Source organism: Gluconobacter potus, assembly GCF_015244705.1.
In the GTDB taxonomy this organism is placed as follows: Bacteria; Pseudomonadota; Alphaproteobacteria; order Acetobacterales; family Acetobacteraceae; genus Gluconobacter; species Gluconobacter potus.
Map to the genome: position 1 here is coordinate 196,420 of NZ_JABCQF010000001.1, position 13,883 is coordinate 210,302.

At 62.4% G+C, this 13,883-nt stretch carries 11 protein-coding genes and 1 tRNA gene; 5 read left to right on the forward strand and 7 right to left on the reverse strand.

Annotated elements, in window-relative coordinates; genetic code table 11:
* Positions 1 to 70: 70 nt before the first annotated feature.
* Positions 71 to 2,239, reverse strand: coding sequence for an FUSC family protein (locus tag HKD31_RS00945; RefSeq protein ID WP_194263944.1), 2,169 nt, complete (start codon positions 2,237 to 2,239; stop codon positions 71 to 73).
* 218 nt (positions 2,240 to 2,457) lie between these two features.
* On the opposite strand from HKD31_RS00945, the gene HKD31_RS00950 reads away from it, so the two are divergent.
* From HKD31_RS00950 to HKD31_RS00960, 3 genes are all read left to right on the forward strand, one after another.
* Positions 2,458 to 2,531, forward strand: a tRNA-Ile gene (locus HKD31_RS00950).
* Between the two features lie 76 nt (positions 2,532 to 2,607).
* Complete coding sequence (gene ettA, locus HKD31_RS00955; protein WP_062497151.1) at positions 2,608 to 4,287, forward strand: energy-dependent translational throttle protein EttA; 1,680 nt, start codon at positions 2,608 to 2,610, stop codon at positions 4,285 to 4,287.
* A gap of 74 nt (positions 4,288 to 4,361) precedes the next feature.
* Complete coding sequence (locus HKD31_RS00960; RefSeq protein ID WP_194263943.1) at positions 4,362 to 4,859, forward strand: GNAT family N-acetyltransferase; 498 nt, start codon at positions 4,362 to 4,364, stop codon at positions 4,857 to 4,859.
* 12 nt (positions 4,860 to 4,871) lie between these two features.
* On the opposite strand, the gene HKD31_RS00965 is transcribed toward HKD31_RS00960, so the two are convergent.
* The 3 genes from HKD31_RS00965 to HKD31_RS00975 form a co-directional block, all read right to left on the reverse strand.
* On the reverse strand, positions 4,872 to 6,452 hold the full coding sequence (locus HKD31_RS00965; RefSeq protein WP_194263942.1) for a hypothetical protein: 1,581 nt from the start codon (positions 6,450 to 6,452) through the stop codon (positions 4,872 to 4,874).
* 107 nt (positions 6,453 to 6,559) lie between these two features.
* Positions 6,560 to 7,153, reverse strand: coding sequence for an MlaC/ttg2D family ABC transporter substrate-binding protein (locus HKD31_RS00970; protein ID WP_062497157.1), 594 nt, complete (start codon positions 7,151 to 7,153; stop codon positions 6,560 to 6,562).
* Positions 7,154 to 7,163: 10 nt separating this feature from the next.
* The gene (locus HKD31_RS00975; protein WP_062497159.1) at positions 7,164 to 7,982 is read right to left on the reverse strand and encodes an MlaA family lipoprotein; all 819 of its coding nucleotides are present in this window, start codon (positions 7,980 to 7,982) and stop codon (positions 7,164 to 7,166) included.
* Positions 7,983 to 8,298: 316 nt separating this feature from the next.
* Here HKD31_RS00975 and HKD31_RS00980 point away from each other — a divergent pair, with 316 nt between their 5' ends.
* Entirely contained in the window at positions 8,299 to 9,459 is a 1,161-nt protein-coding gene (locus HKD31_RS00980) for an aldose epimerase family protein (RefSeq protein ID WP_194263941.1), read from the forward strand.
* A 46-nt stretch (positions 9,460 to 9,505) separates the two neighbouring features.
* Here the strand turns inward: HKD31_RS00980 and cysE are convergent, their stop codons facing one another.
* Genes cysE through HKD31_RS00995 form a run of 3 tightly spaced genes read right to left on the reverse strand, consistent with a single transcriptional unit; the run spans position 9,506 to position 12,235 of the window.
* Positions 9,506 to 10,288 carry a serine O-acetyltransferase gene (gene cysE / locus HKD31_RS00985; RefSeq protein WP_052327459.1) on the reverse strand — a complete coding sequence of 261 codons (783 nt, stop codon included), beginning with the start codon at positions 10,286 to 10,288 and terminating at the stop codon, positions 9,506 to 9,508.
* Positions 10,285 to 11,502 (reverse strand): UbiH/UbiF/VisC/COQ6 family ubiquinone biosynthesis hydroxylase, encoded by a 1,218-nt coding sequence (locus HKD31_RS00990; protein ID WP_194263940.1) that lies wholly within the window; start codon positions 11,500 to 11,502, stop codon positions 10,285 to 10,287. The genes cysE and HKD31_RS00990 overlap by 4 nt, the downstream gene beginning before the upstream one ends.
* A 52-nt stretch (positions 11,503 to 11,554) precedes the next feature.
* Positions 11,555 to 12,235, reverse strand: coding sequence for a hypothetical protein (locus HKD31_RS00995; RefSeq protein WP_194263939.1), 681 nt, complete (start codon positions 12,233 to 12,235; stop codon positions 11,555 to 11,557).
* 343 nt (positions 12,236 to 12,578) lie between these two features.
* Here HKD31_RS00995 and HKD31_RS01000 point away from each other — a divergent pair, with 343 nt between their 5' ends.
* Complete coding sequence (locus HKD31_RS01000; protein WP_024716651.1) at positions 12,579 to 13,802, forward strand: mechanosensitive ion channel family protein; 1,224 nt, start codon at positions 12,579 to 12,581, stop codon at positions 13,800 to 13,802.
* Positions 13,803 to 13,883: the final 81 nt, after the last annotated feature.

Here is a 13,883-nt window from a genome sequence, read left to right on the forward strand (position 1 = left end):
AAGTGTGTTGCAGAACATTTCTTCGTGATCAGTTCGTGAGGATTGTATCAGCCGGGGAAATTTTCCGGGATCAGCCGGTGGACTCCAGCTCAGCGGGTGTAAGCGCAGGGTCGAAATACGGGCTGCGGGCATCGAAGAAGATGCGGTTCGTGTCCAGTTCCGTGGCGATGACGTCCAGACTGGTCAGGGCTGCGATGAGGACAAAGCGCTCCCGGGGGCGGTCTTCGTTGCGCTCGCAGGTGCGCAGACGGAGAATCGCGAGCTTGGTCGCCCGCAGGGTGCGACCGTAATGTCCGTGATAGCGGCCACTGAAATGGCTCATGCGTCCCATGACCAGTGCCAGCGCCTGTCCGGCTTCCGGATTCAGACGCGTGTCACGCCGGATGGCCTGAAGCCGCAGCAGGTTGAGCATGACGCGCATGCCCGACAGGATTCCCGTCAGATAGGCCTGGATGACCGGCGACGGTGTCGAGCCCGAATTGGTCATGAGCCGGACGAAACGGTCCACGTTGCGCGACACCACGCTGTCCACCGTTTCCTGCGCCCGGCCATCGGCGATGCGGTGCAGGTCCCGCAGGATGTGTTCGCGCATGGTCCAGCGCTGGTGTGCGGGATCGTAGGGCAGGAAGACGCGGTACATCCACGAGGCGTAAAGCAGGCCCAGAACCAGGGGCAGGGCCGTGTTGAAATAGACGATTTCGTCCGTCTTCGCCTGATTGGACGGCCCGATGAGGATGGGCAGGAACAGGTTGTAGGACACGGCCGGAAGGGTCAGGGGCGGGTAAGCGAAGGCCAGGCCGCCGATCATCATCGCCAGTCCGGACCACATGCCGAGCATCTCGAACGTCGTCGATTTGCCCATCAGCGCGAGATTGAGCACGCCGGCCGCGACGACCGCACAGCATGCGCCCCGCAGGAAGGCCTGTGTGGCCAGTGCCGGCCGCTCGAGCGTGGAGAACAGGCTGCACACGATGCAGACGAACATGATGAAGGTCAGTCCGCTGGGCCAGGCCGTGCAGATCCAGATCAGGCCCGCGCCGAAGACCGTGACGGAAGAGCGCAGGCTGTTGGTGATGGCCTGCTGCCAGTCGCGATAGGACCGGATGGGCGAATGGAAATGGTCATGGGGTCCCGGATGGCGGCTGGCTTCGAACTGGGTCAGCGCCATGCGCAGCGCGTCAATCAGCTCGACGAGGGCCTGCTGGAGCATGCCGTGGCGCAGGACGGCCTCGCGGGCCGCATCGTCCGGCTGTGCGGTGCTGAAATCCGAGACGACCTTCTGGCGGCACTGACGGCGCAGGGTCAGCAGGTCGGCCAGGATGGAGGCCATGCTCTCCGTCCCTTCGAGCCGCGCGGGCAGCTTCAGGAACATGTCGCGGATGGCTTCGGCTTCCTGGCGGAACATGTCGTCCTGACTGAGCGGCAGGCGCATGAGGGTCGCAAGATCGAGCGCGCGGGCAAGAAGCACCGCGATGTCGGCCAAGGCCGCGCGGGCGTGGTCTCCGGCATGGTCGTGACGGCCGAGCTCGACCTCCGCGAACTCCACCTGATCGCCGAGCGTCGTGATCTGGGTGAAGATGGCCTGCACGTTCTGCATGGCCCCTTTATTGCCGACCAGAATGCCTGCAATGGCGGTCAGGGCGGGCTTGAGCGTGTCCTCGAACGTGCTGGCGAGCTGGTGGCGCGTGCGTTTGGTCAGGCCGAGCTGGAACAGGCCCGAAATCGAGGCTTCGAGCACGATCCCCAGCAGGATGTAGGTGGCGCGCGACATCGAGATGGCGAAAATGTGGTGCGGGTCCGCGATGCCGTCGAGCGAGACGATGGCGTAGGTGAAGCCCGAGGCGCGCATGCCGTGGATGCGGTAGTTCGTCATCGATGCCGGACCGGGCATGAATGTGCCGATCATGCAGAACGTGCCGATCCCGACCGCCAGCAGGAGGATGAACATCAGCGGCGCCTGGGGGAAGGCCGCGACCAGCGTAATACCGCTGATGACGCCGACCACCATGCCGAACAGATGCCACTTGGCCTTTGCAAGGCTGCGTCCGCGCGTGCCCTGCGCGACCATCCAGACGGTCAGGGCGGCCCATTGCGGGCTGCCGAGCTCCATCCAAAGCGCGATGCCGAGGGCGAGCAGGGACGTGCAGGTGGTCCGGAGCGCATATCCGGCCATGACCGGATCGGGGGCGTAAAGCCATCGCAGTTTGCGGATGAGCGCGACCGGCCCGGCCTGTATCATGTCAGATGGGCACCGCTGTGCAGTTTTGCAGTATGTGCAGGCATCGGACATTCCTTCGGGCAATACGGACCACTGGCGCCATCTCGCAACGGCAGCAAAGGTCGCCTGAACGGCCTTTCAGGAACGGGAAGGCGTGACACACTAACTTAAAAAGACATGTTCCACCATGTCGGCCCTTGCAAAAAGACCCGAGTTGGGCGATTTCGGACTGCACCCGCGCGCCTGTAGCTCAATTGGTTAGAGCCGGCCGCTCATAACGGCTTGGTTGGGGGTTCGAGTCCCTCCGGGCGCACGGTGTGTCGACCTGATTCATGCGGGACGGATGTTCCGCTTCTTCCCCGCCCATCCACCGATTGAGGAGACCTCCCATGGCCGCCTACCAGTACGTCTATGTCATGAAGGACCTCACCAAGTCCTATCCGGGTGGGCGTGAAGTCTTCAAGGGCATTACCCTGTCCTTCCTGCCGGGCGTGAAGATCGGTGTCCTTGGTGTGAACGGCGCGGGTAAGTCCACGCTGCTCAAGATCATGGCCGGCATCGAGAAGGAATATGGCGGTGAAGCCTGGGCCGCCGAGGGCGCGCGCATCGGCTATCTGGAGCAGGAGCCGAAGCTCGACGAGAGCCTGACGGTTGGCGAGAACGTCGCCCTGGGTTTCGGTGAGCTGAAGAAGGCCGTGGACCGCTTCAACGAGATCTCGATGAAGTTCGCCGAGCCGATGTCCGACGACGAGATGACGGCGCTTCTGGCCGAGCAGGCCGATCTTCAGGAGAAGATCGACGCCGGCGATGGCTGGGAGCTGGACCGCAAGCTCGAGATCGCGCTCGATGCCCTGCGCTGCCCGTCCGCCGACAGCCCGGTGACGAACCTCTCCGGTGGTGAGAAGCGCCGCGTGGCCCTGTGCCGCCTGCTGCTCGAAAAGCCCGACATCCTGCTGCTCGATGAGCCGACCAACCATCTCGACGCCGAGAGCGTGAGCTGGCTCGAAAAGACGCTGCGTGACTATGCCGGCACCGTCATGGTCATCACCCATGACCGTTACTTCCTCGACAACGTCACCAACTGGATCCTCGAAATCGAGCGTGGCCGCGGCTATCCGTTCGAAGGCAACTACTCCTCCTGGCTGACCCAGAAGCGCAAGCGTCTGGCCCAGGAAGAGAAGGAAGAAAGCTCCCGCCAGCGTGCCCTTGCCGCCGAGCAGGAGTGGATTTCCAGCTCGCCCAAGGCCCGTCAGGCCAAGAGCAAGGCCCGTATCACGAAGTACGAGGAAATGCTGGCCGCCAACGCCGAGAAGGCTGGTGGTACGGCAGACATCGTCATCACGCCGGGCCCGCGCCTGGGTGGTACGGTCATCGAGGCCGAGAACCTCACGAAGGGCTTCGGCGACCGTCTGCTGATCGACAATCTCAGCTTCAAGCTGCCGCCGGGCGGCATCGTGGGTGTGATCGGGCCGAACGGCGCGGGCAAGTCCACGCTGTTCAAGATGATCACCGGCGACGACAAGCCCGACAGCGGCTCGCTGAAGATCGGTGAGACTGTGAAGCTGGGTTACGTCGACCAGTCCCGCAACACGCTCGATGACAGCAAGACCGTCTGGGAAGAGATTTCCGGCGGTACGGACGTCATCCAGCTTGGCAAGCGCACGGTTCCGTCCCGCGCTTATGTGGGGGCGTTCAACTTCAAGGGCTCCGACCAGCAGAAGCGCGTGGGCGTCCTGTCCGGTGGTGAGCGCAACCGCGTCCATCTCGCCAAGATGCTCAAGCAGGACAGCAACGTCATCCTGCTCGATGAGCCGACCAACGATCTTGACGTCGATACGCTGCGTGCCCTTGAAGACGCTCTGGCGGAATTCGCCGGCTGCGCCGTGATCATTACCCATGACCGCTGGTTCCTTGACCGTCTGGCCACGCATATCCTCGCCTTCGAGGGTGACAGCCATGTCGAGTGGTTCGAGGGCAACTTCCAGGACTACGAAGCCGACAAGCGTCGCCGTCTGGGCCCGGATGCGACCGAGCCCGGCCGTATCAAGTATCGCCCGCTGGCCCGCTGATCCGGCGTTTTCCCCTCGGCGGGCGGGATCTCCCGTTCGCCGAGGGTCTATGCTGAAGGGCTAGGGAGAGCTGCGTGCTGGGGCGTGAAATCCGTACCGCCCGGCTTGTCCTGACTCCGGTCAACTGGCCGGATCTCGAAGACATGGTGGCGCTCAAGGGCAATGCCGGAGCGTTCGCGCGGATGCTGGGCGGTGTCCGCAACCGCACCACGACCGAACAGGAAATGGCGGAAGACGTCAGTTTCTGGGCCAGACGGGGTGTCGGGATCTTTGCCATCCGCGAGAACGGTCGCTTCGTCGGCATTACGGGCGTGCATGAACGCCCTGACGGACGCGGTCTCGGACTGCGCTTTGCCCTGTTCCCCTGGGCCACAGGGCGTGGCATCGCCCGCGAAGCCGCAGCGGCCGCCCTACGCTATGTGCTCGACTGTGGCGAGAAACGGATCGTGGCGGTTGCGCGGGAAGACAATCTCGCGTCCCGCACGGTTCTGGGCAGTCTCGGCCTGCACCACACCCAGACCTTCGATCGCAACGGCGACACCATGCTGCTGTACGAAATCACGGCGGACTGACGTCCGGGCGCCCTATCGGGGGCGCAGGACGTGCAGGGACGGGAACCCCTCGACCGGCATGTAAAGGCTGGCCAGTCTTTCCCTGACGCAGGCGAAAAACGGCCGGACTGTCAGCGACGCGGGATCGGTCTCGGGTGTGTAGACGATCAGGGGCGGCGGGTCCTTCAGCAGGCTCTGGCACAGATCATGCGGATAGCCCGGGATGGAGTGTTGGGCATAAACCCAGTCCCAGGGTAGATACTCGTAATAGCCATAAGGCGGCCGCCGGTCGGCCATCCAGTAGAATTCGGGCATGTAGGGCAGCATCAGGATGGGCTGTCCCGGTGGGACGAGGGCGCGGACCTTCTGGCTGATGGCATCATTGAGCGGCTGATAGAGCGTGTAAGGGGGCCTGTGGGTGGTGTCCCGGTAGGTCCAGCCGAAGGGAGTGTTGGTGGCCAGGTGGCTGCTGCCCCAGAACGCCAGCACTATCAGGATGGCGCAGGGCAAAGCACTGCCGACCGTTCTGCCCGGATTCCCGCGCTGCCCGAAAAACGCCATGAGCCCCAGTCCTGCCAGCGCGAACGCCACGATCAGGGTCTGCCCGTCCTTGAAGCCCACGGCGGCACGGGCGTTGAGGAGGATAATGCCTGCGAAGCCGATCAGGATGGCGATCCTGTTCCGTCCCGGTCGCCGGTAGAGCAGCAGGAAAAGCGAGCCGATGAGCAGGGTGTGGGCGAGGGTGGGGTAAAACGCCTCACCCTGAAAAGAGGGCAGAAGCGAGAGCAAGAAGGTGCCCGGTCCGAAATGGATGAACGGGGCATAGGCGATCTGGTTGAAGAGGATATGGAAAACCACGAAACTTCCGAGATCCGCATATCTCAGGAACCACAGACCCAGCAGGAACACGCCAAGAAGGACACCCCCTGCGAAGGCCCGGATGGCCCGGTAGTTCTTCTGTCCGGCCAGAAGCCAGATGGCGGACGCCACGATCAGGAGGGCCCCCGGACCATAGGCGTAGGCGCATGCCAGGATCAGGATCAGGCACAGACCCGCAAGCGCTGAAGGCAGGGCAGGCGGAGTTCTGCCGAGCCACGCCGGGACGACGAACAGGGCCAGCAGTGCCACGGTCAGAAACCCGGCCACGGCGTAGAAACTGACCATGTAGAACGCGTCCATCAGCCAGTAGGACGCAAGCCCACCGACGAAGACCAGACTGGCGAGAAGACGCTGGCGGTGGCCGGGCAGGGCGGATGTGGCGCAGAGGGACGCGGTCGCCATGAGTGCCAGAACAGGCAGGAACAGCCGGGCACCCTGTGGGAAATGCCATCCGAAGAGGGCGCCATAGAGCTGGGACAGCATGAAGATGACCGGCCCGTGCGTATCTACATAGGACACATACAGCCTGCCACCCTCGTTCAGCATCCGGCCGCCCAGAAGATGTTCGCCCTCGTCGCAGAACGAGAGGAACCACAGACCTTTCCAGCAGGCCCACCCGAAAAACGTCAGACAGGCGAGCGTGAAGACCGCCAGAATGACGCCCTGAAGCCCGAAACCGGGAAAACCCTTTCTCCGTGCGGTTGTTCCGGCTTCTGGAAACGTCGGGTCTGTCATCCGGTCTTGTCTCATGGGGCGCTGGATAGCAGAACGGACGGCCTCCCGCTGGAAAGCCGTCCGTTTCAGGAGTTCACAACCGCCGAAGCAGTGCCTGGAGCGGTATCTTACTGGTGATGGATCAGCTGGCGCTCAAGGGCGGCGTTCAGCGCATCGACGTCGCCGTTATGGCGGGCCAGATAGGAGCTGTAATCGCCGCGCTGGTTCATGCGCAGGCTGGCACCTTCGCCATACATGTCCACGACCTTGGGCGGGTTACCGCCGATGATGAGCTGCATGTTGACTTCCGGCTGGCCCGGACGGTCGATCAGCGCGTTGACGCGCTCGCCTTCCGGTGTCGTGCTGGTCGTCGTGACGCGGAAGCTCACGCCCTGATAGTTGCCGATCTGGTCCGTGATGGTGTTGACCAGCACCTGATCGAACAGAGAGATGTACTTGTCACGCTGGGCGGGAGTGGCAGTCCGCCAGTATTTGCCGAGGCAGTAGCGGCCGATCCCGGTGATGTCGACGTTCTCTTTGAGCAGCGGGAGAACTTCTTTTTTCTTCTCGTCCAGTGACTTGCCCGAATTGACCACAGCAGCCAGACGGCCACCGAAGGAGTTCACGAAATCCGTCGCCGTGCTGGCGTGAGCGGCCCCCGTTGCAACGGCGAGGGAGACGACGGCACCAAGGATAGTGCGGCGCGAAAATACGTTGAACATGTCGTTCTCCTCAGTTGTACCAGTCAGGGGTTGTTGCGCGATCGTCGCCCTTGATGGTGTCGATCTGGCTCTGACGGTTCTGCTGCCAGGCACTCCGGATATAGGAGTACGGGTCCAGGCTGTCCTGTTCGAGATGGTCGATCTGGTCGATGGAGCTGGCATAGCCTTCCATCGTCCCGGCCACGTTGTAAGCCCAGTTGAAGGTTAGCAGATCATAGCCGCGAGGCACATAGTTGATCGGCGTGAGGCCCTGACTGATGCCGTAGCCGATGCCGTCGCGGATGTTGGTCGGGCCGACAAACGGAACGAACAGGTATGGCCCGCTGGCCACGCCCCAGGTTCCCAGCGTCAGGCCGGGATCGGTCTCATGCTGTTTGTAGCCGACGAGACCCGCGACGTCGAAGAAGCCGGCCACACCGGCACTCATATTGATGGCAAAGCGCATGAAGGCGTCTCCGGCGCGGCGCGGCTTGCCTGCGCCGACGTCGGAGAAGAACACTGCAGGCTCGCGCCAGGTTTCATTCACGTTTGCAATGGAATGACGCACGGGTTTGGGAACCGCCCAGATCCAGGCCTTGCCTACCGGACGCAGGACCTTGTGGTAGGCCCACATCTGGAGGTTGTACATCTTGCGGTTTGCAGGTTCGTAGGGGTCGTTGGCGGCCTTGTAGTCCGCCAGGTCGTCCGGATCCTTCGGCGGCGGGTTGCGCAGCGAGCCACAGGCTCCGAGCGTCAGCAGGGCGAGGGCCCCTGCGAGCGCCCTGCCGCGGCGTGACACACGACGTGAGCGCGTCTCCCGGATTTCGTTTTCGTCCTGCCGAAAGTCCATAACCATCCCCAAAATGCCCTTCCCGGCCCTGTGCTCACGAAGAAGTCACAGGAAAACGGAAATTTTCATAATCCGTTCCCTGCAGGACTCCATGAACCCCCATGGGCCACACGCCATCCGTCGCGGAAAACTGCGGAGGGGCGTAGTCATAACGTATCCTCCGATAGCGTGCATCCCTGTATGTCTGCAAATGCTGGTCGTTTGAAGAGGGGATCTGCTTTAACGATCCAGATGCTCTTCCGCCACTTTCCGGGCTTTGACCCCTCAGGGTTTTTGGGACCACTGTGGCCCCAACTCAACACCCGGGAGGTTTTCAATGTCCAGATTCTTCGGCTCCAGAAGCGCGCTTCTCGCGACAGTCGCGGCCCTCTCCGTGGGCGCTGGCGTGGCGCAGGCGCATCCCACCGTTGCAAGCCAGCCCTGGGGTAGCACGCCGGACGGCAAGCCCGTGCGGATCGTGACCCTGAAGAACGGCCTCGGCACGACTGCCCGTATCATCACCTATGGCGGCATCATCCAGTCCGTCGAGACGCCGGACCGTGAGGGGTATGTCCAGGACGTGGTTCTCGGGTTCGACAACCTGAAGGGTTACACGGTCGACAGCGCGAAGGGCGGCCTGTTCTTCGGCGCCATCATCGGCCGCTACGCCAACCGTCTCGCGGGCGGCAATTTCCCCGTTGAAGGCAAGGTCTACCACACCGACATCACGGCTCCGCCCAATGCGCTGCATGGTGGCAAGAAGGGTTTCGACAAGAACGTCTGGACGATTGAAAAGACCGGCACCAATGCCAGTGGCGCGTATCTGACGCTCAAGCTCGTCAGCCATGACGGCGATCAGGGCTTCCCCGGCACGCTGACGACGCATGTGACTTATACGCTTGGTACGGATAATGCCCTGTCGCTGCATTATGTCGCCACGACCGATGCGCCGACGGTTCTGAACCTGACGAACCACAGCTACTGGAACCTGAACGGCGAGGGCTCGGGCTCCATCGAGCCGGAAGTGCTTCAGATCAACGCGGATGGCTTCACGCCGACGGACGCAACGTCCATCCCGACCGGCCAGATCGCGCCTGTTGCCGGCACGCCGCTTGATTTCAGCAAGCCGACCGTCATCGGGGACCGTCTGCGCAGCAACGATCCGCAGATGATGTATGCGCGTGGCTATGACATGAACTGGGTCGTCAACGGGCCTTATGGCCAGGCACCGCGTCTGGCCGGCAAGGTCTATGATCCGCGTTCGGGCCGCAGCATGGAAATCCTGACGAACCAGCCGGGACTTCAGGTTTATACGTCCAATTCGCTGGATGGCGGTTATGCCGGTGTGTCCGGTCATGCCTATCGTCAGGGTGATGCGATCGCGTTCGAGGCCGAGCACTATCCCGACAGCCCGAACCACCCGTCTTTCCCGACGACCGAGCTGAAGCCGGGCCAGACCTTCGATTACACGACGACGTTCAGGTTCTCGAACAAGTAACAGCTCTCAGGGTCCGGGGCGCTGGCTCCGGACCCTGAAATGCACATCAGGCCGGCCGAGGCACGGTTCCGACGATCCGGGCCGGGTTGCCGACCGCGGTGGAATAGGCCGGGATGTCTTCTAGCACCACCGAGGCTGCGCCGATCCGGGCATATTCCCCAATGACGAGACGGCCCAGGACCTTGGCCCCCGATCCGATCATGACGCCGCGGCGCACGATGGGATGACGGTTGCCGGTCAGCTTGCCGGTTCCGCCCAGCGTGACTTCCTGGAACAGCGAGACGTCGTCCTCGACGATGCTGGTCTCGCCAATGACGATCCCCGTTCCATGATCGATGCTCAGCCGCCGTCCGAGACGGGCAGCGGGGTGGATGTCGATGGCGAAGAGTTCGTTGATCCGGCTCTGGAAATGATGCGCCAGATGCTGTCGCCCCTTCGTCCAGAGATGGTGCGAAATCCGGTAGGCCTGAAGCGCCTGCCATCCCTTGAAGAACAGAAACGGCGTGACGAGGTCCGGGCAGGCCGGATCGCGGTCATAGGTCGCGAGAATATCTGCCGCCGCTGCTTCCGCGATGTCGGGCTCGGCGCTCAGGATCGAGGCGACGAGGCGTGTGATCGTCGTTGCCGGGATGGAGCGGTCCGCCAGTTTCGTGCCCAGCAGGGAGGCCAGTGCAGACGCAAAATCCGGATGGTCGCCGATATTGGTGGAAAAAACATCCTGGATCAGCGGGTCATGGCAGCTGCATGCCTGGGACTGCATGTCCTTCCAGAAGGCCACGAGGTCCGATGATCTGTCGGTAATGGAGGTCTCCTCGGCCGCTCCCGTCATACGCCCATGGCCTTTCGCACGAAGGCCCGGCGCAGGGCGGGAAAGCGCTGGACGCCCGCGATGCCGATATCGCGCAGACGGCGCAGGACGGGGTTATCGTTGCCGAACAGGCGCTCAAGTGCATCCGTTGCGGCGAGCATGGCCATGTTGCCGGGGCGGGTGTTGCGCTGATAGCGGACCAACAGTTCGCGGCTTCCCATGTCCTTGCGGTTCCGGTGGGCCTCGATCAGCAGGTCTGCCAGCGAAATCACGTCCCGGAAGCCGATGTTCAGGCCTTGCCCTGCGATCGGATGGATGCCGTGCGCGGCGTCACCGGCCAGTGCCAGACGGGGGCCGATATAGCTCTGGGCGTACTGGGCGGAGAGCGGATAAATCCAGCGGCGTCCGACGGGCGTTATCTCGCCTAGATCCTCATCTGCCATGCGGGCCTTGATCTCCCGTCCGAAGATTTCGTCCGGCAGGGCATGGAAACGCTGGGCGCGGCCTTCGCCTTCGGCCCAGACAATGGCGGAGCGGTGCGGATGTTCGGCCGTGCCGGGCATGGGCAGACGCGCGAACGGACCTTCCGGTAGGAAATGTTCGAGCGCCACGCCGTGATGCGGCTTTTCATGCGCGATGGTCGCGACGATGCCGTACTCATTATAGGGGATCTTGGTCAGGCCGATCCGTGCCTGCCGACGCAGCGGGGAGCGCCGACCTTCCGCCGCCACGGCGAGCTTTGCCGTCACGGTTCTGCCCGACGCTAGACGGATGGAGACATGATCCGGATGGAACGTGAAGCTCCCCAGATCCGGCGCATGGACATCGAGGCTGTCATACTGCGTCAGCGTCCGGTTGATCGCCAGACGCAGATCCCGCGCCTCGACCATCCAGCCAAAGCTCTGGCCTTCGGGGGCGTCTTCGGGGCCGAAATGCAGCGTCAGCGGGGACGGTGCCTCATGCGGGCGCCCGTCCGCCACGAGGATCTCATGGATCGGCTGGGCCACGTTGGGCAGATTGTCCCAGATCCCGGCATCGGCCAGCATCCGGCGGGAGCCTTCCGCGATGGCATAGGCCCGGCCGTCCAGCGCAGGGTCTTCCATGCCGGGCAGGGCGCTACGGTCGATGAGCAGGACGCGCACGCCCTCTGCCGCCAGACGACACGCCAGCGTGGCGCCCACAGGTCCGGCACCGTTGATGCAGAGGTCGTAATGGGTTTTTTTCATCGTACTCATCTCCCTGCCCCTGTCCTACTCCTGCGGCGGTTTGAGCGGAAGGGGGCGCGCGTTACGACCCGCAGCGCGCCAGCCGCAACTGCAGTAATGCCAGAGCGGCCCGATGAAACAGCCGCTCCGGATGCTCCTGACAGTATTGCGCGAGAAAAATCTGATCTTCCCTGATGAATTCGGGTGTCAGGGGAAACGTCATGACCGATTTTCCGTCCTCGTATCGCATGGCATTCACGGCTGTGATCAGGCCAAGATACCACTGGTAGAACATGAGACCGTCCGGTGTTTTGGAAGCTGCCACGGCCTTTGTGAATTTTTCGCAGGGATTGCAGCCAATGCCATAAGTGACCGGTCTCGGAGACGGAGGAGGGGCACTTTCGTCATGGACGACCAGCTTCCCGTTTTCATCCAGATCATAGCGTTCGCCGTTGTCGCCTATGACGATCGCGTTCAGCTTGCGGCTGATCCGGACCATTTTGATCATCTGGTGTTCGTCCGGATATTTGCAGATGACGTCGCCTCCGCCCCACACGAAAAACGTACCATGCGGTGCCTCTTCAGGTTTGGGGTGGGCAAGCCACTCGGCATCACAGGACGGGTACTTCCGGGGTTCCGAGGAGAGGGCGAAGCAGAGTTCGTCATCGCGCTGGATGACGTTAAACCATTCTTCCAGTGTCAGGCTGCGGCCCGGACGTCCTGTCCAGATGGGGTCGCGGGTAATACTGAGGTCATAACCCATGAGTGTTCCTGAAATCCGCAAACTATAGCGTTAAAGAGGGGCGACGGAACGCATAATTTTCGAAGTCAATCATGATGCCGAGAGCATCTACGCTGAGAAAATTTCACTCAGGCTGCCATTGCTGTGCTTCACTGTCATCCTGCGGGAGAGATTTTTCTTCCGGTAATTTCGTATGAGGGCCGGACGGCAGGGAACAATTCATTCTCCCTGATGTTCTGTTCTGCGTCATCATGACCGTTCGCGGAAGAAAGGCCTGAGCCTCTGCCGCACATCTCCTTTTCCTGACAGCGTACCGGGAAGGGACAGATTTTGAATATGCAGAGGAAAGGGAACCGCACAGCGCATGATCGAACATTCCTACGTCAATTCCATGAGCCGGGTCGGGCATCTTCTGAGCTGGCTTCCCGCTCCGCTGGGTTCGATCCTGCTGCTGCTTCTGGCGGCGGGAATTGCGCTGCTGTTCAGCCGCGTCATTACGGAGGCCCTGCCTCGGCTGCCGGGCCTGCGTCGCATCCAGTTCATTCATGCGATCATTGCGCGTCTGCGGACGACCATCCGCAACTTCCTGATGATCATCGCCGCCAGTGCCGCCCTGCAGGCCACGACCGGATTCACGTCCTCGACGATGACCTTTCTGGAACAGGCGTTCCTGTGCCTGTTCATCCTTAATCTTGGCTTCGGCATCATCAAGACGTTTCGCCTGCTGACGGACCAGTATCTCAACCGCATCACGGCCAAGGAACATACAGACGACATCACCGCGCGCTCGCACCAGACGCAGATCCGCGTCCTGCGTCGTCTGATCGAAATCTCGTTCGGCGTGCTGACGGTCGCGTCCTCGCTGATGGTCTTCCATTCGGTACAGAAATTCGGCGTCTCGCTGTTTGCGTCTGCCGGTGCGGCCTCCCTGATCGTCGGTCTGTCCGCCCGTCCGGCCCTGTCGAACCTGATTGCCGGTATCCAGATCGCCGTCACCCAACCGATCCGCATGGAGGACATGCTGATCCTGAACGGGGACTGGGCCTGGGTTGAGGAAATCAACGCGACCTATGTCGTCCTGCGCACCTGGGACCGCCGCCGCTATATCGTGCCGATTTCGTATTTCCTGGAAAATCCGTTTCAGAACTGGACGCACAGCTCGCCGTCTCTGATCTGTTCGCTGTTCCTGTGGCTGGACTACCAGACGCCGGTCGAGCGCCTGCGGGAGATCTATTTCGAGGAACTGGCCAAGTGCCCGGACTGGGATCAGGACAAGACCTCCATCGGCTGTCAGATCGCGGATACCAACGCGCAGGTCATTTCCATCCGTCTGATCGCGGGTGCGGCCGATGCGAACGGGATGTGGAATTTGGGCTGCGACATCCGCGAGCGCATGCTGCGTCGCCTGCGCACCGAAATGCCGGAATGTCTGCCGCGTGGCCGCACCGCCATCGTCTCCGGGACGCCGGACCAGAGCCCCTGGCCGGACAATCTGGTCGCCCCGCCGGTCAACCGCCCGCAGGATGGCCCCTATCGCGGCCCGGACATGCCGGCTTCTCCGCCCGCAGCGATGCCCGGGCGCTCCTGAGGAGCAGCGTTTGGGCAACAGGCTCATTCGTTCAGGGAAAATTCACTGAAAACGGCACGGCCGGACTGCCAATATCATTAT

Excerpts from the sequence above, each read along its gene's own strand:
- HKD31_RS00945 (WP_194263944.1), bottom strand. The coding sequence starts at position 2,239 with ATGATACAGGCCGGGCCGGTCGCGCTCATCCGCAAACTGCGATGGCTT.
- ettA (WP_062497151.1), top strand. The coding sequence starts at position 2,608 with ATGGCCGCCTACCAGTACGTCTATGTCATGAAGGACCTCACCAAGTCC.
- HKD31_RS00965 (WP_194263942.1), bottom strand. The coding sequence starts at position 6,452 with ATGACAGACCCGACGTTTCCAGAAGCCGGAACAACCGCACGGAGAAAG.
- HKD31_RS00970 (WP_062497157.1), bottom strand. The coding sequence starts at position 7,153 with ATGTTCAACGTATTTTCGCGCCGCACTATCCTTGGTGCCGTCGTCTCC.
- HKD31_RS00975 (WP_062497159.1), bottom strand. The coding sequence starts at position 7,982 with ATGGACTTTCGGCAGGACGAAAACGAAATCCGGGAGACGCGCTCACGT.
- HKD31_RS00980 (WP_194263941.1), top strand. The coding sequence starts at position 8,299 with ATGTCCAGATTCTTCGGCTCCAGAAGCGCGCTTCTCGCGACAGTCGCG.
- cysE (WP_052327459.1), bottom strand. The coding sequence starts at position 10,288 with ATGACGGGAGCGGCCGAGGAGACCTCCATTACCGACAGATCATCGGAC.
- HKD31_RS00990 (WP_194263940.1), bottom strand. The coding sequence starts at position 11,502 with ATGAGTACGATGAAAAAAACCCATTACGACCTCTGCATCAACGGTGCC.
- HKD31_RS00995 (WP_194263939.1), bottom strand. The coding sequence starts at position 12,235 with ATGGGTTATGACCTCAGTATTACCCGCGACCCCATCTGGACAGGACGT.
- HKD31_RS01000 (WP_024716651.1), top strand. The coding sequence starts at position 12,579 with ATGATCGAACATTCCTACGTCAATTCCATGAGCCGGGTCGGGCATCTT.